Source organism: Streptomyces sp. NPDC002588, from assembly GCF_040295925.1.
Classification (GTDB): Bacteria; Actinomycetota; Actinomycetes; order Streptomycetales; family Streptomycetaceae; genus Streptomyces.
Genome location: NZ_JBEOWF010000060.1, coordinates 50,808 through 68,426, shown reverse-complemented (window position 1 = coordinate 68,426; position 17,619 = coordinate 50,808). Strand labels below are relative to the sequence as shown.

Genomic DNA, 17,619 nt, shown 5'->3' with positions numbered 1-17,619 from the left:
TGCTGGAGGCCCACAGCATGAACTTCGACGCGGCGTCCGCGTTCTTGGTGGTCTTGGGCATGGCCCACGCCCAGGCCCACAGCCAGCCGCTGCTCTTGGTCTCGACGGTCGGCGCGTAGGCGTAGCCCACGTGTCCGGCGATCTTGCTGGAGGCCGGGTCCTCCAGCGACCCGGCCGCGCTCGTCGCGTCGTACCACATCGCGACCTTCTTCTGGCTCAGCGCGTTCAGGCACTCGGTGAACCCGGCCTGCGGCGCACCCGACTCACCGTGCTTCTTGACCAGGTCGACGTAGAAGTTCGTCGCCTTCTTGAACGCCGGGCTGTTGACCTGGGCCTTCCAGTCCTTGGTGAACCAGGTGCCGCCGAAGGTGTTGACCACACTCGTCAGCGGCGCCCCGAGCTCACCCCAGCCGGCCAGACCCCGCAGACAGATGCCCTTCATCCCGGGCTCGGCACCGTCGACCTTGGCCGCGATGTCGGCGATCTGCTGCCAGGTCGGGTGCTCGGGCACCGTGATGCCCTTCGCCGTCATGACGTCCTTGTTGTACATGAGCATCGAGGACTCGCCGTAGAACGGCATCGCGTAGAGCTTGCCGTCGGAGCCGGACAGCGACTGCACCATCGGCTTGAGCAGGTCGGCCTTGTCGAAGCCCGTGTCCTTGTCTGCGTAGGAGCCGAGCTCGTGCAGCCAGCCGTTCTTCGTCCAGATGGGCACCTCGTAGGCGCCGATCGTGGCCACGTCGTACTGGCCGGCCTGGGTGGCGATGTCCTGGGTGACCTTGTCGCGCAGCTCGTTCTCGGGAAGCACCGTGAAGTTCACCTTGATCCCGGTGTCCTTCGTGAACGTGCTCTTCGTCAGCTTCGCGATGTCCTCCATCTGCGGATTGCCGACCATCAGCACATTGATGCTCTTGCCACCACCCGAGGACCCGCCGGCTCCGGCTCCGGAACAGGCGGTGGCGAGCAGGGCGCCGGCGGCGGCGCCGGCGATGAGGACGTATCTGGTGGAACGCATGTGACGGGGGGACCTCTCGTGCGGGGTGGCTCGGGAAACGGCGTAGGGGCTCCCACGGTGGTGCCGTTGGTCGGGAGCAGCCGCTCAGCAGGGTTCGTCGGGACCTCGGCTGAGGCTCGGCTGTGGAGGGAGGGGAGGAGGTGGATGCGGCCCCTGGGGTGTGGGGCGCGGTATCGATGGCGGAATTATTAGCAGGAGACTGCGCATTTGTTAACGCATCTTGCGAGAAAACTTCTGTGAACCTATCGTCGGCACGTCTCGCGGGAGTGCGGGACGACCTCACCCCTCCGCTTCACCCCACCGCCTCGGGCCACCGCCGATCGCAGTCGACGACCAGGTCACGGGCGGAGTACCGCACACCCCCGGCCCCGGCCGTGCCGCCACCGTCATCGAGGAAACCCGCATGAGTGCCAGCCCAGACAGACCACGAACCACAGACCAGCCGGCCGTCGTCGTCGCCGGAGACGCGCTGGTGGACCTCACCCCCACCCACACGGCCGACGGCGCCGCGGCCTACCGGCCGCTCCCGGGCGGCTCCTGCCTCAACGTCGCCGCCGGTCTCGGCCGTCTGGGGGTCCCCACGGCGCTGCTCGCCCGCATCTCCGACGACCACTTCGGCGATCTGCTGCGCGCGCACCTCACGGCATCCGGCACTCGGCTCACCCATGTGCTGCCGACTTCCGATCCCACCACCCTCGCCGCCGTGCGCCTGCGCGACGACGGCTCGGCCGCCTACTCCTTCCACGCGGGCGGCGCCGCCGACCGCGGCCTGCGCCCCGAACACCTCGCCGACCTCCCGGACGGCGGCGCGCTGCCGCCGGGGACGGCGCTGCACCTCGGCTCACTGGGACTGCAGCTGGAACCCCTGGCCACGACCCTCGACGGCCTGCTGCGCCGGGAGGCGGGCCGGCGGCTGGTGTCCCTCGACCCGAATGTACGGCCCGGTCTGATCACCGACCGGGCCGCCTATCTCCGACGGTTCGCCGAGTGGGTGGCGCTCGCCGACGTGGTGAAGGCGAGCGACGATGACCTGGCCTGGCTCCACCCGGGCGAACCGTACGAGGCGGTGGCCGAGCGCTGGCTCGCGTCCGGGGCCGGGCTCGTGCTGATCACGTTCGGCGCCCGGGGTGCCTGGGCGGCCGGCCGTGAAGCCGACGTGCATGTGCCGGCCCCCTCGGTCGAGGTCGTCGACACGGTGGGAGCGGGCGACGCGTTCACTGCCGGGACGCTCGCCCACCTGTGCCACACCGGCCGGCTCAGCCGCGAAGGCATCGACGGCCTCGGCGCAGGCGGGCTCGCGCGGCTGCTGTCGTACGCCGTGGAGATCGCGGCCGACACCTGCACCCGCGCCGGCGCCCAGCCGCCCTACCGCCGCGACGGTGTGCCGGCCTCGGCGTAGCGCGGCCCGGACGTGCCGGGATGCCCGTCGATCCCGTCGATCCCTCCTGCCGTGGGCTCGCCCGGCCTCAGTCCTGAGTCCCGGGCGCGTCCAGGCGGGCCCAGACCGGTTCGAGCGCCTCCACCGCCTCCCGGTACACCTGATATGCCTCGTCGAGTACGGCGGCCCGGTCTGCGTGGGGCTCGTGCCGTCTGAGTGTGACGACTCCGGCGCGCGGGTCCGTCACGTCGCCGAGCAGGCCGACGGCGGTGGCGGCGAGCAGGGCCGCTCCCCGGGCGGCACTCTCATCCGCCTCGGTCACCACGACCGGCCGCCGCAGCGCGTCGGAGAACATCTGGCTCCACACCTCGCTGTGTGCGGCGCCGCCGGTCAGCCGGGCCGCCCCGGTGATCGGCAGCTTCGAGCAGAGCGCGTCGACGTGCCAGCGGTGATTGAGGACGACGCCTTCCATCAGGGCCCGCAGCAGGTGGCCGCGGCCGTGCCAGCCGCGCAGCCCGAGGAACGTCCCGGAGGTGGGGTGCGGGTGCGGGGAGCCGTAGACGAACGGGTGGAACAAAACCTCCGACGGACCGTCCAGGTGCGCCTCGACCTCGCGGCCGATCGCCTCGTGGATGCCGTTCCGCTGTTCGGCCGGGGTGCCCGTGACCCGCAGGAACCACTCCAGGTTCGCCACCGAAGCGGGTGAGGTGGACATGGTCATCCACTGTCCCGGGCGGACGAAGTGACGGACCTGCCAGCGCGGATCGACGACGGGACGGTCACTGATCACCTGGTTGATGCTGAACGACCCGGCGATCAGGCACAGTTCGCCCGGCGTCGTGCCGCCGATCCCGAGCGCGGCGGCGTCGACGTCATGGGCGCCCGTGACGACGGGCGTGCCCGCGGTGAGCCCGGTGAGTGCCGCGGCCTCGCGAGTGACGGTCCCGCTGACCGCGTCGCAGGCCAGTATGGGCGGCAGCAGGCCGGCGAGCCCGCCGAGGCCGTACAGGTCGAGCAGCTCCGGCGAGTAGCCGCCCCTCCGCATGTCGGTGAAGGAGGCACTGGCGTCCGTGGGATCGGTGGCCACCACGCCCGTCAGTCTCAGGCGCAGCCAGTCCTTGCAGGACAAGAACCAGCGAGCCCGCTGGAGCACCTCGGGCTCGTGGCGGGCGAGCCAGGCCAGCAGGGCGGCCGGAGAACCCGCGAAGGGGACGGTGCCCGACAGCTCCAGGGCGCGGGACCAGACCGGAGTGCCCCGCCACTCCCCCAGTACCGGTTCGGCGCGCGTGTCCATCGCCACGATCGCGGCCCGCACCGGCCATCCCCGCTCGTCGACGGCGTACAGGCCATCGCCGTGCCCGGCCAGCCCCACCGCCGCCACGGCCCGCCCCGCGTCCGGGCCCGCCTCGGCGAGACAGGCGGCGATGGCCTGGTGCGCCGTCCGCCACACGCCGCCCATGTCCCGCTCGACCCGGTGGGGCTGAGGGGTGTTCAGCGGCAGCGTGCCGCTCCCCCGCGCCACCGGTCGGCCCACGGCATCGAACAACACGGCCTTGGTCACGGTGTGTCCCGCGTCGACACCGAGCACCAGTTCACGCGCCACCGCTCACACCCGCCCCAGTTCGCGTCACCGTCATGACCCCGGTCCCGCGCCAGGTCTCCTTGTGTGCCGAAGCCGCACCGCCCACGGGATCGATCGTCCCACGTGGTGGGTCTGCACGCTTGGACGATCACCCGACCGACACCCCGGTCACTTGATGATTCAAGCTATAATAATTGACTCTTCAAGTCATCTGAGCCTACTTTTGACTTGAAGAGTCAACTCGCCGGCGCCTTCCGACCGAACAACTTCCTGGAGCAAGAAATGCGCGCAGATCCCGAGCGCCCCACCCTGGCCGTCGACGCCACCACCACCCTGCCCGCCGCCCGCGGCGGGATCGTGGTCACCTTCGACAGCTGAGCGCCCTCCCGCGCGCCGCGTCCCGATGGCGATCCGCCGCTCCACACGGCCGGCTCGTCGCCGACCGATCGCCGGGACCGACGAAGTCCAGCCCCCCCATAACCCGACAGCACGCTCGCAGCAGGCAGCGTCAGAGGACCCGACATGACCGGCACAGCCGAACGAATGCCCACGATCTATGTGTCACACGGCGCCCCACTGCTGGCCGACGACCCGATCTGGCCCGCCCAACTGGCCGCATGGTCAAGCGAGTTGCCCAAGCCGAAGGCCGTTCTGATGATCTCGGCACACTGGGAGGACGCGCCGCTCGCGATCGGCGCCACCACCACCGTCCCGCTGATCTACGACTTCTACGGCTTCCCCGAGCACTACTATCAGGTCGCCTACCCCGCGCCCGGAGCCCCGGAACTCGCGGACAGGATCCGCGGACTGCTGCACACCACGGGCGCACCGACGCAGAACTTTCCCGACCGTGGACTCGATCACGGCGCGTACGTGCCCCTGATGGAGATGTACCCCGACGCCGACGTCCCGGTTCTGCAGATCTCCCTGCCCACTCTCGACCCGCGCCGACTGCTGGACATGGGCCGCAAGCTCGCTCCGCTGCGCGACGAGGGCGTGCTCATCATGGGCAGCGGATTCTTCACCCACAATCTACGCGCCATGAACATGGAAAACCGAGTCCACTCCGCACTCGCCGAGTTCGACGCCTGGGGAAGCGAAACCCTTGGCGCCCACGACATCGACGGCCTGTTGGACTTCGAGCGCAAGGCGCCGTCGAGCCGACTCGCTCATCCGCGCAGCGACCACTTCGCCCCTCTGTTCGTCACGCTCGGCGCAGGACTCGACGAACTGGAAACCCAGCAGAGCGTCATCGAAGGTTTCTGGCTCGGCATGGCGAAACGGTCCGTCCAGATCGGCTGATCTCCGCCCTACTGATCGGGGCAGGCGTCCTCGATATTGATGGCGTTGTTGATCCGGCGGCCGATGTCCCGCAGCTGCTTCTGCTGGGCCTTGGTCAGCGGGTCGAAGACCAGGCGGCGCACCTCGGCGACATGACCGGGTGCGGCTTCGACGACCTTCTGCCGGCCTTTGTCGGTGAGGATCGCGCGGGTGTAACGCCCGTCGGCCGGATCCGGGACGCGATAGACCCACTCCCGCTGCTCCAGCCGCTTGACCACATGGGACAGCCGGGAGAGCGAGCCCTCCGCGAACAGCGCCAGTTCACTCATCCGCAGATTGTGCTCGGGCGACATGGAAAGCCCGGCCAGCACCCGGTACTCGAAATGGGTGATGCTCTCGTCCCGCTGAAGCTGCGCGTCCAACGCGGCGGGAAGCCGCATCAGCATACGGGCGAGGGCCATCCAGGCTTCGCTTTCCTCGGCGCTCAGCCAGCTGGGCTCATCGTCGCTCATGCACCCACGATAACTTGACACATCAAGTCAGCTGCGAGCCCTTCAGCATGTGCCAGAGCCGAAGGGCTCGAGCCGGAGCCCGTCGCACAGCCACGGGAGGGGGACCCGTCAGCCGATCTGTGTCCCCGTCGCCGACAGGGCCTCCGTCACCGGCTGGAAGAACGTCTCCCCGCCGGAGGTGCAGTCGCCGCTGCCGCCCGAGGTCAGGCCGACCGCGCTGCTGCCCGAGAAGAGCGAGCCGCCGCTGTCGCCGGGCTCGGCGCAGACGTCGGTCTGGATGAGACCGTTCACGACGTCGCCGTTGCCGTAGTTCACGGTGGCGTCCAGACCGGTGACCGTGCCGGAGTGGACCTGGGTGGTGGAGCCGCTGCGGGTGACCTTCATGCCCACGGTGGCCTCGGTGGCGCCGGTGATCTGCTGGGCGGAGCCGTTGTAGAGGTCGACCTCGCTGGGGTGGTCGACGTCGGCGGTGTACTTGACCAGGCCGTAGTCGTGGCCCGGGAAGCCGGAGGTCTCATTGGTGCCGATCTCGGCGCCGGAGGAGTCCGACCAGGTGGAGATGGCGTCGGTGCAGTGCCCGGCGGTCAGGAAGTACGGCTCGCCGTCCTTGACCACGTTGAAGCCGAGCGAGCAGCGCCCGCCACTGCCGGTGATCGCGTCGCCGCCGGCGATGAGGGGTTTGAACTCCCCCTTGGCTCGCTGGAGTTCCACCACCTGGCCGAGCCCGTCCACCACCTTGGTGAGTCTGGTCCAGTCCGCGCCGGAGACGGTGCGGTCGGCGGTGACGACGACCTTGTCGGTACGCGGGTCGGTCACCCAGGCGGTGCCCGGGATCGCGGCGTCCGCCTCGAGCGCACCGCGGGCACCGGCCAGTTCGGCGAGGGAGTTCTCGACGAGTCTCGCCTTGGCGCCGGCCGCCTCGACGGTCTTCGCGGCGGCCGCGTCGAGCACGTTCACGACGAGGCTCCTGCTCCGCGCGTCGTAGTAGGAGCCCGCCACGTCGGTGCCGAGGTCCTCGCCGAGCGTCGAGGAGAGCTCTCCGGCCGCGAGGGCGGAGAGGGGCGCGGGCCGGGGAGCCTTCGCGGGCTCACTGGCGTTCGCGGTCCGGAAGGTCACTCCCGCCGCGACGAGGGCGGCGATGCTCGCGCCCGCCACGGCCATCCGCCGCCCGGGTATGCGTCGGTGCTTCAACTCACGTCCTCCTGTGGGGGTCGGCCCGGACGGTTGTGGGACCGCGCAGGCCGGAAGGCTGGTCGGCGGGCCACTCTTCCGAACCGCACAGAGAGCACACAAGGTCGCCCTCGGGACGCGCACAGGGTGAACACCGCGCGGTCTCCGCGCCTTCACCCCCCCTTCGGACAGCGGTTGCCCGCACACGGCGATCGCCGTCCGGACGGCGGGGCCTACTCCTGGACCGGTTTCGTCTCCGGTGCGGAAGCCGCGACAGGGGCGGAGGGCGCGGGCACCGCGGGCAGGTTCTGCTGCGCCTTCTCCAGGAACCTCAGCAACTCCACCGGGAAGGGCAGCACCAGCGTGGAGTTCTTCTCCGCGGCGACCGCCACCACGGTCTGCAGCAGCCGCAGCTGGAGCGCGGCGGGCTGCTGCGACATCTCCTTCGCCGCCTCCGCCAGCTTCTTCGACGCCTGCAGTTCGGCGTCGGCGTTGATGACCCGGGCCCGGCGCTCACGGTCGGCCTCGGCCTGCCGGGCCATGGACCGCTTCATCGTCTCGGGCAGGGAGACGTCCTTGATCTCGACCCGGTCGATGGTGACGCCCCACTCCACGGCCGGGCTGTCGATCATCAACTCCAACCCCTGGTTGAGCTTTTCACGGTCGGAGAGCAGATCGTCCAGCTCGCTCTTGCCGATGATGGACCGCAGCGAGGTCTGTGCCATCTGCAGGACGGCGAACCGGTAGTCCTCCACCCGGACCACCGCCTCGGCCGGCGAGGTCACCTTGAAGTAGACGACGGCGTCGACGCGGACCGTCACATTGTCCCGGGTGATGCCCTCCTGGCCGGGCACCGGCATCGTGACGATCTGCATGTTGACCTTCCGCAGCCGGTCGATGCCCGGAAGGATCAGAGTGAGCCCGGGTCCGCGCACCTCGGGCCGGAGTTTCCCGAGGCGGAAGACCACGCCCCGCTCGTACTGCTTGACGACCCGCGCCGCCGCCGTCACGTACACCACCCCGGCGGACACGAGCGCGACGCCCGCCGCCACCAGCTCCTCGACCATGCCGACCCCCAAGGGTCCGAACACTCCGCGCATCACCGCCTGTACTCCGACGGTAACCCCGCCCCGCGGGCAAGGGCGAGCCCCCGCACGCCAGTTGCGCGCGGGGGCCGGCCCCTCACTCGTGGAACTCGCCGGGCGATGCCGTCAGCCGACGCTCACTCCGTAGTAGCTCAGCGCCTCGGTGACCGGCTGGAAGAAGGTCGTGCCACCGGAGGTGCAGTCGCCGCTGCCGCCGGAGGTCAGACCGTAGGCCACGGTGCCCGAGTACAGGGGGCCACCGCTGTCGCCGCCCTCGGCGCAGACCGTGGTCTGGATCATGCCGTAGACGATGTCACCGCTGCCGTAGTTGACGGTGGCGTTCAGGGCGGTGACCCGGCCGCTGTGGGTGCCCGTGGTGGAACCGCGGCGGTAGACCGTGGTGCCCACGCTCGGGGTGGCCGCGCTGGAGATCGTCTGGGAGCCGACCGTGCTCGGGTGGGCGACCGAGGTGTTGGTGTACCGCACCAGCGCGAAGTCGTTGGTCGGGAAGCTGTAGCTGACGTTCGTGCCCAGCGTCGAGCTCTGGCCCGAGTTGGAGTACCAGGTGGAGGCGACCTCACCGCAGTGACCGGCGGTCAGGAAGTAGTAGGTGCTCCCGCTGTGCACGTTGAAGCCGAGCGAGCAGCGGTAGCCGCCGCCGTAGATGGCGTCGCCGCCGGTGATCAGCTTCTTGAACTGGCCAGGCGTGTGCTTGATCGTGAGCGCGCCGGCGTTGCTGCCCGCCTGCTCCTTGATCTTCGCGATCTCGGCCTGCGACACCGTGTTGTCGACGGTGACGACGAGCCGGTTGGTGTTGCTGTCGACGGCCCAGGCGGTGCCCGGGACGTCGGCCTTGAGCACCGAACTGCCGGCGCTCTTGAGCTGGGCGGTGCTGAAGGTCGCGGTGTCGGCCGCGCTCGCGTTGGGGATCGCTACGGCGGCCGCGGCAACGAGGCCGGTGGTGACGGCGATCAGCCGGCTTCGTCTCGAGATGCCGCGCGTGGTGGGGGTGTTGCGCCTGATCCTCACGTTTCGTTCCCTCCCAGGGGAATTCGGGGGCCCGTCGAGTGGGGTCGGGGCCCGTGAGGCGCAGCCAGGACCGATATTCGCCCGGATTCCGGACTCGTCGTGACCCTGACAAGCGCTGTGGGGGAGTATTCGGCCGAACGGACGGTCGGCGCAAGGGCGCCTTTCGGCCGCAGATCATGGGCGGGCCGCGGGAGTTGAGCCGCGTGTGTTCTCCCGTGGCGGGAGGGCAGGAAGGTGCGTCTCGGCGAAGGCGTGGAGAGGCGGGAGGACCGGCCGAAAGCCACGGTCGCACGTCCGTCCGCGTCGGGTGCGCGGGCGTGCGGGAGGCCGGCCGGCGCTCAGCGAGCTGCCCGCGCCGGCGAGCCACCCCGTCCGCTTCGGCCACCCGGCGCCTGGATGTCCGGAAGTCGACCGTCCGGAACGTCCTCCGGACGGCCGTTCAGAAGCGGCCCTCGGTGCACTGGCCCGCGGAACGTGCCGGGCCGAGGTGCTCGCGCGGCGTGCTGCCCGGGTAGAAGGTGCGGAACACGAAGTCCAGTCCGCCGCGCTCGGTGAGCCGGGCCGACTCGACGTAGGAGCCGGCGTCGTACACCCCGGGCCGGTCGAGGGCGACGGCGAGATGCGGCAGCCCCCGGCCGCGCGAGGAGGTCATGGAGGAGAACCCCGTTCCATGGATGCCGCCGGCCCTATCCGACGGCATCGGCGCCCAGATCCCGCAGGAACACCAGCGCGGCCCGTGCGGTGGCGTCGTTCTGCCGGAACGCGGGCCCGCCGGTCCGGGGCCGGGTGAAGGCGCCGGGGGTACGGCCGTCGGTGTGCGGGCCGAGGGCGAAGCGCCGTGGGTGCGGCCGGCCGGCGCGGTCCAGGACCCGCCCGTCGGCCCGGTCCACCCGCAGCAGCCCGTCGGCCGTCTCCCCGGCGCCTTCGGAGTGCAGCCCGCGCAGGAGCGGATCGAGGGCGCGGCGCAGCGTCGGCTCGGGCAGCCGCGCCTCGACAAGGGCCCGCGCAGCCACGGAGAACCCGGGCACGGTCGGGCTGGACGCCCGGAACACCCCGTCCTCGGCCCGTACGGCCATGTCGGCGCCGACGAACTTCAGCACCCCGGCCCGGGACAGCGCGAGCAGTTGCTTCAGCCTCGGCCCGGGCGGCCCGGAGGCCAGATAACTGAAGAACCCGTGCCACCGGCTTCCGATGTCCCCGAGCCGCACCAGCTGTCCGTAGACCGACAGCAGCCCGAGGAAGACGGACAGGTCCGCGCTGTCCGACGGATCGTGACGACGGCTCAGGTCGTCCTCGACATACCGCCGCAGCCCGTCCTGGAACTCCTCGTGCGAGGCGTACCGCACCCCGTCCAGCGGCCGGTCGAGCGCGGCGAGGTCGAGCCGGTCGCGCGGATCGGGCACGGCGGACGCGACGAGAGCGTCCAGTTCGACCGCGCCGCCGACGGCCGCGTACTTCTCCTCGAAGTCGGCCCAGGCCATCGCGGTCCGCTCGGGATGGACCGCGAACAGCCGGTGGTAGTGGGCGAAGCCCAGTTCCTTCTCCACCAGCGGCCACACGTCCCGCCGGAAGTCGAAGCCCTCGGGTCTCGCGAGCAGCGCGTCGGTCTCGGCGGGCCCGAGGAACCGGGGCAGCGGCGGCCGGTCCCCCGTCCAGTCGTAGCCGATCTTCGCGTGGTACGGCACTCCGCGCCGTGAACCGACGTACAGCACCGGCTCCCGCCCCGAGGGCAAATACGTGTCCCCCTGGTACCGTCCCCCGCGCCCCTCGGTGAGGAGCACCATCAGGTCGACGAAGGCGAGACCGAAGCCGCGCACCAGGACGGGTTCGCCGGGCCGCAGCGCGGACAGGTCGCTGTCGGCGGTGAAGTCGGGCGGCAGGTGGATCAGCCCGTGGTCCCGGGCATACGCGGCCAACCCGTGCTGCTCGTCGTCGAGTTCGGCGTCGAGGTGACCGAGGGTCAGGACGACGAGGTCGGCGGGGAGCGGCTGGGCGCGGCCCTCGAGCCAGACCTGCTGGCGCCCCTCGCGCGGTCCGCTCACCCGCAGCGCGCGCCGGGGATGGTGGTGGACGGCGATCTCCCGCGGCAGGGCGGCCACGGCCTGCTCGTGCACCCAGCGCAGATAGGAGCCCTGGAGCTGCCGGTCGGCGAAGAGCCGCCCTTCGACGCCGGCCCACTCGTGCAGCGTGGGCCCGGGCCGCACCGGTCCCGCCATCTCCACCGTCTCGTCGGTGAACATGGTGACGTCCTCGGCGTGCGAGTTCATCCACAGCAACGGGGACTGCGCGGCCCGCCAGATGCGTCCGGCGCCCGGCGGATGCGGGTCCACCAGATGGATGTCGAGTCCCGAACCGGCGTACAGCTCCGGGGCGTTGGCGGCGATGCGCTCGATGAGGCCGGTCCCCCGCGGTCCGGCCCCGACGATCACAAGGGAGTGTCTCGCCGGATGAGCCGCTGGGGTGGTGGGAAGGGGATCGGAAGGCATGCGAAAGCTCCGTGACATGGGAGTCCCTCCCGCTCGAGCGAAGTCGAGAGTGGGGGAAGGTCGAACACGGTTGAATGCCTTCACACGGCGGACATACGGCAGGAGGCGCCGCAGGAGGTACGGCCGAGCCCCTCAGCAGGGCCGTTCAGCGAGAGTACGCGGGTGATTCCCCGCACTGTCAAGGGTGTCCGGACTGTGAGCCGTACGTCTCATCTCGGTTGACGCCGAACCGGGGACCTGTTCCACTTGGCCCATGCATCCGCAGCAGTGGCTGGTCAAGCGCTCCCACATCGACTTCGGTCGAGTGTGGTCCTGTTCCTGTTGAGCCGACCCACTGCCTGCCGTTCCCCTTTCCACTCCCCCGCCTTCACACGCGCACCCTCCCCTCACCCCGCGCCACCACCGCCCGGGGTCCGGGCACGTCCCGAACCCCGATCACCCGGTCCATCAAGGCACCCAGCACATCCCGCACGGACCCTCGGTCCCGGGCGTCGCACTCCAGCACGGGCACATCCGTGCTGAGCCCCAACGCCTCACGGACCTCGTCGAGTTCGACCCGCTCGGCCCCGTCGAAGCGGTTCACCGCGAGCACGAACGGCGCTCGGCGCGCCTCGAAGTAGTCGACCGCGGGGAAGCACTCCGTGATCCGCCGGGTGTCCGCGAGGACCACCGTGCCCAACGCGCCCTCCACCAGGTCGTCCCACAGGAACGAGAAACGGTTCTGCCCGGGTGTGCCGAACAAGTACAGCGCGATGGACGCGTCGAGCGTGATGCGTCCGAAGTCGAGCGCGACGGTGGTCGTCGTCTTGGACTCCACGCCCTCCAGCGAGTCGACCCCCACCGACACCTGGGTGATCGCCGCCTCCGTGTCGAGCGGCTCGATCTCCGAGACGGCGCCGATGAAGGTGGTCTTGCCGACTCCGAGCCCCCCGCTCACCACGATCTTCACGGCGAGCGGAACGGTGTGGTCAGAGCTCCCGGGCATGGTTCTGGTCCTTTCGGGCACCGGGTGCGGGGGCTCCCGGGTTGCCCAGAGATACGGCCCGGAGAGGCCAACTACTCACCGTGACGCCCCTCACAGAGCGCGACGCGGCGGTAGGGTGACGCTGCGTCAGCAAGAACAGTCGCAGCACCCGCAGCATTCACAGCAGTCGCACCCGTCGCAGCAGCAGTCGCAGCCGTCGCAGTTGCAGCCGTCGATGCACCAGCCTTCCCGCTTCTTGCGCGACCAGGGCCCTTCGAACTCGTCGGCGCAGCACGCCTTGCAGGTGCAGCACAGACCGAGCGCGACCGCGCACCCCGCCCAGAAGCCCCGCTTGTCCGGGCGCGGCGGCTCACCGCCGAAGGGGTTGCCGTACGGATTGCCGGGCGCGTTCGGGTCCGCCGGGCCCTGTGGGGCGTACGGTCCGGTCGGCGGCCCGAAGGCGCCCTCCGCCGCGTGCGCGTGCCCGCACGGCTGTGTGCCGAACGCCCGGTCCACCGACCGCCCCAGCTCGTGGGCGAGCAGCAGGTGCGCCAGCTTCCCGTCGTCGAACTCCACGTCCTCGAGCGCCAGCCGGATGCCGTGCAGTGCGTCGTCGGCGAGCCGCCGGGCCTCGGTGAGCGGGGTCCGGGTGGCCGTCAGCGGGTTCCACGCGCCGGACGCGGCGTCGGCCGCCTGGTCCTCGACGGCGTCCAGCAGATGCGCTAGGCGCCCGAACAGGCGCCCGGCCTCGGCGAGCGGTGCGGCGTTGCCGGGCCGGCCCGCCAGGACCGCGGTGTGCGCGAACGCGGCGGCGGTGGCGGTCTCGGTCGGTTCGGTGACGGTCAGCAGCGAGGTGCCCGGTCCGGCGAGCGCCTCGATCCCGACCTGCCGGTCCACTGCGTCCACCAGCACCGCCGTGTCGAAGCCGACCGCGGCCCCGCTCCGCTCCCCCGCCTTCCCCCAGCCGCGCGCGACCCGGCGGGCGGCGACGGCGACCGGCCGCCGCGCCAGCAGTCCGTCGCCGTCGGCGACATGGTCGTGCACCTTGGCCGAGGCCAGCACCAGCGAGACGGCCGCCGCGAGCCGGGCACCCTCCCCCTGGGCGACGGAGGCGGTACGCATCCCGCGGAGCGGGCAGGGTCCCGCCGTGCGCCGGCCTCCGGTGGCGAGCCCCGCCTGAGCCTCCGTCAGAACCGAGATGAGCAGGCCGTCGTAGTTGGTGACGACCCGCGCGAACTGGCCGTGGTCGCCGCGCAGCGCGAGGCACAGCCCGCACAGGTGCGCCATCCACTGGGTCTTGAGCCGCTCACCGAGCCGGTGACTGCACGGCCTGACGATTCCGAACATGACGACCCCCGTAGTCAGTAGTCCGCGTTCCGTATCCGCGTCCTGTGTCCGCGTTTCCGTGTCCGAGTGTGCGTGTCCGCGTTTCCGTGTCCGAAAAACGTTGAGCTGCCGCATGGTATCGGCCGATAATCGCCGTTGAACGCTCCGGCCTGTTCACCCGTACGCACTGTGTATCACCCGTACGGCGCGAACAGTCATATTTCACTCTCAGTCAGCAGCCGTGCACGGTAGGACCCTTGGGAGACGCGGGCTCTCGACGGATTCGCTGTGCACCAGTACCGTCACAAACCCCCCGCGCGGCGTCTATCCACTTGGCGCGACATCCGCATCATGGTCGACCATGGGAATGCGGAAGGACGTAAAGACCGCTGTGAGAGGAGGCGTCCATGGGATCGGTGCGCAAGGCGAGTGCCTGGCTTGGCCTCGTCGACGACAACGATGACGAGCGTTACTACGACGACGACTACTCCGAGGGGACCGACTCGCAGGACGCCTGGGTCACCGACCCGCGCGTGCAGGTCGCTTCGGACACGGCCGAGGAGAAGGGCCGCCGGATCGGCACGGTCACCCCGGACAGCTTCCGGGACGCGCGGCTGATCGGCGAGCTGTTCCGCGAGGGCGTGCCGGTCATCGTGAACCTCACGGCCATGGAGGCCGGCGACGCCAAGCGCGTGGTCGACTTCGCGGCCGGGCTGATCTTCGGCCTGCGTGGTTCGATCGAGCGGGTCTCCACCCGCGTGTTCCTGCTGACCCCGTCCAACACGGAGATCGTGAACGGCGATCCGGCCACGCACCGGACGGACGGTTTCTTCAACCAGAGCTGAGGCAGGGCCGCTCACCGGCCCTGCCCCCTCGGGGGTCAGCGGAAGGCGTCGAGCCCGGTGAGCGCCTTGCCCAGCACGAGCTGGTGCATCTCGACGGTGCCCTCGTACGTCAGCACCGACTCCAGGTTGGTCGCGTGCCGCATCACGGGGTATTCGAGCGAGATCCCGTTGGCACCGAGGATCGTCCGGGCCGTACGGCAGATCTCGATGGCCTCTCGTACGTTGTTGAGCTTGCCGAAGCTGACCTGCTCGGGACGCAGGCGGCCGGCGTCCATCCGCCGCCCGAGATGATGGGCGAGCAGAATCCCCTTGTGCAGTTCGACCGCCATGTCGGCGAGTTTGGCCTGAGTGAGCTGGAACCCCCCGATGGGCCGCCCGAACTGCTCCCGCGTCCGCGCGTAGTCGACGGCGGTCTCGAAGCAGGCGCGCGCCGCTCCCATGGCCCCCCAGACGATCCCGTACCGCGCGTGGGACAGACAACTCAGCGGCCCCCGCAAGCCGGTGACCCCGGGCAGCACGGAATCGGCGGGCAACCGCACGTCGTCGAGCACCAGTTCACTGGTCACACTGGCCCGCAGCGACCACTTGTGCCTGATCTCGGGCGCGGAGAACCCGGGGGTGTCGGTGGGCACCACGAACCCCCGGACGCCCCCCTCGGTCTGCGCCCACACCACGGCGACGCCCGCCACGGAGCCGTTGGTGATCCACATCTTGCGTCCGTCGATCACCCAGTCCGAACCGTCCCGCTTGGCGTATGTCCGCATGCCGGCGGGGTCGGACCCGTGGTCGGGTTCGGTGAGCCCGAAGCACCCGATGACCTCACCGGCGGCCATCCGGGGCAGCCACTCCTGCTTCTGCTCCTCACTGCCGAACCGGTGGATCGCGTACATGGCCAGCGATCCCTGCACGGACACGAGGGACCGGATCCCGGAGTCGGCGGCCTCCAGCTCCAGACAGGCCAGCCCGTACTGCACGGCGCTCGCCCCGGCGCACCCGTACCCGCTGAGCGACATCCCCAGCGCGCCGATCCCGCCGAGCTCCCGCGCCAGCTCCCGGATGCCCGGCAGCTCCCCCTGCTCGTACCACTCGGCGACATACGGCAGCACCCGGTCGGCGGCCCAGCCGCGCACGGTGTCACGGATGGCGAGGTCCTCGGGATCGAGCAGCTCGTCGAGACCGAGCGGATCGGCCGGGTCGAACGGGGGCAACTTCGGGGACGCAGACATACGACAGCCTCCGGAAGCACGAAAACTAGCACCGCTAGTCACGATGTCCAGCCGACGGTACCAAAGACCCCCACCGGGGAGACTCACACCGAGACGCGGGGCTCCGCGACCTCCCGGGGCGCGGGGAGCTCCACCTCCGCCGCGGGCACCTCGCACTGCATGGCCCGCGGCAACCGCAGCGCCATCACCGCCCCCAGCAGCAGCAACCCCGCGCTGACCAGCAGCGTGACATGCAGCCCGTGCACGAAGCTCTCCCGGGCGACCCGTCGCAGCGAGGCGCCGGCCGGCCCGCCCAGCCGGCCCGCCACGTCGTAGGCCTCGCCCAGCGAATGCCCTGCCGCAGCCGACGCCGGGGCCGGCACCCCGGGCACGGAGGACAGCCCGGGCGCGTACGCCGCGTTCATCACGCTTCCCAGCAGGGCGATGCCGATCCCCGCCCCCAGCTGGTAGGAGGTCTCGCCGATCGCCGCGGCGCCGCCCGCCCGCTCGGCGGGAGCCTCGCTCAGCATCGACTCGTACGCCCCGAACAGGGTCGTCTCCAGGCCGAAGCCGAGCAGCAGAAAGCCGAACAGCAGCAGTCCCGCGTTGTCCGCCCCGCCCATCGCGGTCAGCATCAGCACCGCGGTGGCGGTGAGGACGAAGCCCCCGCACACCATCTTGCGCGGCCCGAACCCCCGCAGCAGCCGCGCCCCGGCCAGCCCCGCCGCCATCGCGGCGAAGGTCAGCGGCAGCAGTCGCAGGCCCGTCTCCAGCGGGGAAAGACCCAGCACCAGCTGCAGGTACTGCGCCGCGATCAGCTCCAGCCCGACCAGCGCCAGCATCGCCAGCACGATGCAGCCCACCGACGTGCTGAACGCCGGCCGTGAGAACATCCGCAGGTCCACCAGCGGATGGACGCAGCGCCGCTGACGCCGTACGAACAGCAGGAGCAGCACCGCGCCGACCGCGAGCGGTGCCACGGTGAACACGCCGAGCTCTCCGCCGCCCAGCCGCTTCACGCCCAGGACCAGCGCGAACAGCCCGGCCGCCGCCATCAGCGCGCCGGCCACGTCCCACGGACCGTCCCCCGTGCCCCGCGACTCGGGCAGCAGCAGCCGTCCCACCGGGAGGCTGACCAGCATCAGCGGGATATTGACGAGGAAGACGGAACCCCACCAGAAGTGCTCGAGGAGGAAGCCGCCCAGCAGCGGGCCGACCGCCGCGCCGACCGCGGCGACCGCGCTCCAGATGCCGATCGCGAGCGCCCGCTCCCGCCGGTCCGGGAAGACCTGCCGCAGGATCGACAGCGTGGCCGGCATGATCATCGCGCCGCCGACGCCGAGCAGCGCCCGCGCCGCGATCAGCACCTCGGCGCTCCCGGCGAACGCCGCCAGCGCGGAGGCGACGCCGAAGAGGGCGTATCCGAGCAGCAGCACCCGCCGACGGCCCACCTTGTCGCCGAGCGTGCCGAACAGGATCAGCAGCGACGCGCAGACCAGGGGATAGGTGTCGACGATCCAGAGCAGCTCGATCGCGCCGGGCCTGAGGTCCTCGGTGACGGCGGGCACCGCGACGTGCAGCACGGTCGCGTCGACGGCGACCAGGAGCAGGCTGACGCACAACACCACCAGGACGACCCAGCGGTTGGCACCGGCCCCGGCCGCCCTACGGCGCAGCCCAGCGGCGGCCGTGGTCGTCCCGGACATGTACGTACCTCCCAGGTGATCCCTCGGTCCGGCGG

The 17,619-nt window shown here is 70.9% G+C and carries 15 protein-coding genes; 3 read left to right on the top strand and 12 right to left on the bottom strand.

Annotated elements, in window-relative coordinates:
* The coding region (locus ABT057_RS43845; protein ID WP_352349992.1) for an ABC transporter substrate-binding protein at window positions 1–1,015 on the bottom strand (1,015 nt) is incomplete at its 3' end.
* Between the two features lie 403 nt (window positions 1,016–1,418).
* Here ABT057_RS43845 and ABT057_RS43840 point away from each other — a divergent pair.
* Window positions 1,419–2,414, top strand: coding sequence for a carbohydrate kinase family protein (locus ABT057_RS43840; protein ID WP_352349990.1), 996 nt, complete (start codon window positions 1,419–1,421; stop codon window positions 2,412–2,414).
* Between the two features lie 67 nt (window positions 2,415–2,481).
* On the opposite strand, the gene ABT057_RS43835 is transcribed toward ABT057_RS43840, so the two are convergent.
* Window positions 2,482–3,996 (bottom strand): FGGY-family carbohydrate kinase, encoded by a 1,515-nt coding sequence (locus tag ABT057_RS43835; RefSeq protein WP_352349988.1) that lies wholly within the window; start codon window positions 3,994–3,996, stop codon window positions 2,482–2,484.
* A 501-nt stretch (window positions 3,997–4,497) separates the two neighbouring features.
* On the opposite strand from ABT057_RS43835, the gene ABT057_RS43830 reads away from it, so the two are divergent.
* A complete protein-coding gene (locus tag ABT057_RS43830; protein WP_352349987.1) occupies window positions 4,498–5,277 on the top strand; it encodes a dioxygenase family protein in 780 nt (259 codons plus the stop codon).
* Window positions 5,278–5,285: 8 nt separating this feature from the next.
* On the opposite strand, the gene ABT057_RS43825 is transcribed toward ABT057_RS43830, so the two are convergent.
* The 8 genes from ABT057_RS43825 to ABT057_RS43790 all read right to left on the bottom strand — a co-directional run bounded on the left by ABT057_RS43825 (window position 5,286) and on the right by ABT057_RS43790 (window position 13,849).
* Window positions 5,286–5,768: a MarR family winged helix-turn-helix transcriptional regulator gene (locus tag ABT057_RS43825; protein ID WP_352349985.1), complete on the bottom strand. Its 483-nt coding sequence runs from the start codon at window positions 5,766–5,768 to the stop codon at window positions 5,286–5,288.
* A 108-nt stretch (window positions 5,769–5,876) separates the two neighbouring features.
* A complete protein-coding gene (locus ABT057_RS43820; RefSeq protein ID WP_352349983.1) occupies window positions 5,877–6,959 on the bottom strand; it encodes a S1 family peptidase in 1,083 nt (360 codons plus the stop codon).
* A 212-nt stretch (window positions 6,960–7,171) separates the two neighbouring features.
* Window positions 7,172–8,005 (bottom strand): slipin family protein, encoded by an 834-nt coding sequence (locus ABT057_RS43815; protein WP_352350005.1) that lies wholly within the window; start codon window positions 8,003–8,005, stop codon window positions 7,172–7,174.
* 144 nt (window positions 8,006–8,149) lie between these two features.
* On the bottom strand, window positions 8,150–9,052 hold the full coding sequence (locus ABT057_RS43810) for a S1 family peptidase (RefSeq protein WP_352349981.1): 903 nt from the start codon (window positions 9,050–9,052) through the stop codon (window positions 8,150–8,152).
* Window positions 9,053–9,491: 439 nt separating this feature from the next.
* On the bottom strand, window positions 9,492–9,704 hold the full coding sequence (locus tag ABT057_RS43805; RefSeq protein ID WP_352349979.1) for a hypothetical protein: 213 nt from the start codon (window positions 9,702–9,704) through the stop codon (window positions 9,492–9,494).
* 34 nt (window positions 9,705–9,738) lie between these two features.
* Complete coding sequence (locus ABT057_RS43800; RefSeq protein ID WP_352349977.1) at window positions 9,739–11,538, bottom strand: FAD/NAD(P)-binding protein; 1,800 nt, start codon at window positions 11,536–11,538, stop codon at window positions 9,739–9,741.
* 367 nt (window positions 11,539–11,905) lie between these two features.
* A complete protein-coding gene (locus ABT057_RS43795; protein ID WP_352349975.1) occupies window positions 11,906–12,523 on the bottom strand; it encodes a GTP-binding protein in 618 nt (205 codons plus the stop codon).
* A gap of 126 nt (window positions 12,524–12,649) precedes the next feature.
* Window positions 12,650–13,849 (bottom strand): DUF5685 family protein, encoded by a 1,200-nt coding sequence (locus ABT057_RS43790; RefSeq protein WP_352349973.1) that lies wholly within the window; start codon window positions 13,847–13,849, stop codon window positions 12,650–12,652.
* 386 nt (window positions 13,850–14,235) lie between these two features.
* Between ABT057_RS43790 and ABT057_RS43785 the strand changes: the two genes are divergently transcribed.
* Window positions 14,236–14,673 carry a cell division protein SepF gene (locus ABT057_RS43785; protein ID WP_352349971.1) on the top strand — a complete coding sequence of 146 codons (438 nt, stop codon included), beginning with the start codon at window positions 14,236–14,238 and terminating at the stop codon, window positions 14,671–14,673.
* Between the two features lie 35 nt (window positions 14,674–14,708).
* Here the strand turns inward: ABT057_RS43785 and ABT057_RS43780 are convergent, their stop codons facing one another.
* Both ABT057_RS43780 and ABT057_RS43775 read right to left on the bottom strand, forming a co-directional pair.
* Complete coding sequence (locus tag ABT057_RS43780) at window positions 14,709–15,899, bottom strand: acyl-CoA dehydrogenase family protein (protein ID WP_352349969.1); 1,191 nt, start codon at window positions 15,897–15,899, stop codon at window positions 14,709–14,711.
* A gap of 83 nt (window positions 15,900–15,982) precedes the next feature.
* A complete protein-coding gene (locus ABT057_RS43775; RefSeq protein ID WP_352349967.1) occupies window positions 15,983–17,584 on the bottom strand; it encodes an MFS transporter in 1,602 nt (533 codons plus the stop codon).
* Window positions 17,585–17,619 lie beyond the last annotated feature (35 nt).

Bases quoted from the DNA above. Each gene is read 5' to 3' on its own strand.
- ABT057_RS43815 (WP_352350005.1), bottom strand. From the start codon at position 8,005: ATGGTCGAGGAGCTGGTGGCGGCGGGCGTCGCGCTCGTGTCCGCCGGG.
- ABT057_RS43795 (WP_352349975.1), bottom strand. From the start codon at position 12,523: ATGCCCGGGAGCTCTGACCACACCGTTCCGCTCGCCGTGAAGATCGTG.
- ABT057_RS43785 (WP_352349971.1), top strand. From the start codon at position 14,236: ATGGGATCGGTGCGCAAGGCGAGTGCCTGGCTTGGCCTCGTCGACGAC.
- ABT057_RS43775 (WP_352349967.1), bottom strand. From the start codon at position 17,584: ATGTCCGGGACGACCACGGCCGCCGCTGGGCTGCGCCGTAGGGCGGCC.
- ABT057_RS43825 (WP_352349985.1), bottom strand. From the start codon at position 5,768: ATGAGCGACGATGAGCCCAGCTGGCTGAGCGCCGAGGAAAGCGAAGCC.
- ABT057_RS43780 (WP_352349969.1), bottom strand. From the start codon at position 15,899: ATGTCTGCGTCCCCGAAGTTGCCCCCGTTCGACCCGGCCGATCCGCTC.
- ABT057_RS43830 (WP_352349987.1), top strand. From the start codon at position 4,498: ATGACCGGCACAGCCGAACGAATGCCCACGATCTATGTGTCACACGGC.
- ABT057_RS43840 (WP_352349990.1), top strand. From the start codon at position 1,419: ATGAGTGCCAGCCCAGACAGACCACGAACCACAGACCAGCCGGCCGTC.
- ABT057_RS43800 (WP_352349977.1), bottom strand. From the start codon at position 11,538: ATGCCTTCCGATCCCCTTCCCACCACCCCAGCGGCTCATCCGGCGAGA.
- ABT057_RS43805 (WP_352349979.1), bottom strand. From the start codon at position 9,704: ATGACCTCCTCGCGCGGCCGGGGGCTGCCGCATCTCGCCGTCGCCCTC.
- ABT057_RS43790 (WP_352349973.1), bottom strand. From the start codon at position 13,849: ATGTTCGGAATCGTCAGGCCGTGCAGTCACCGGCTCGGTGAGCGGCTC.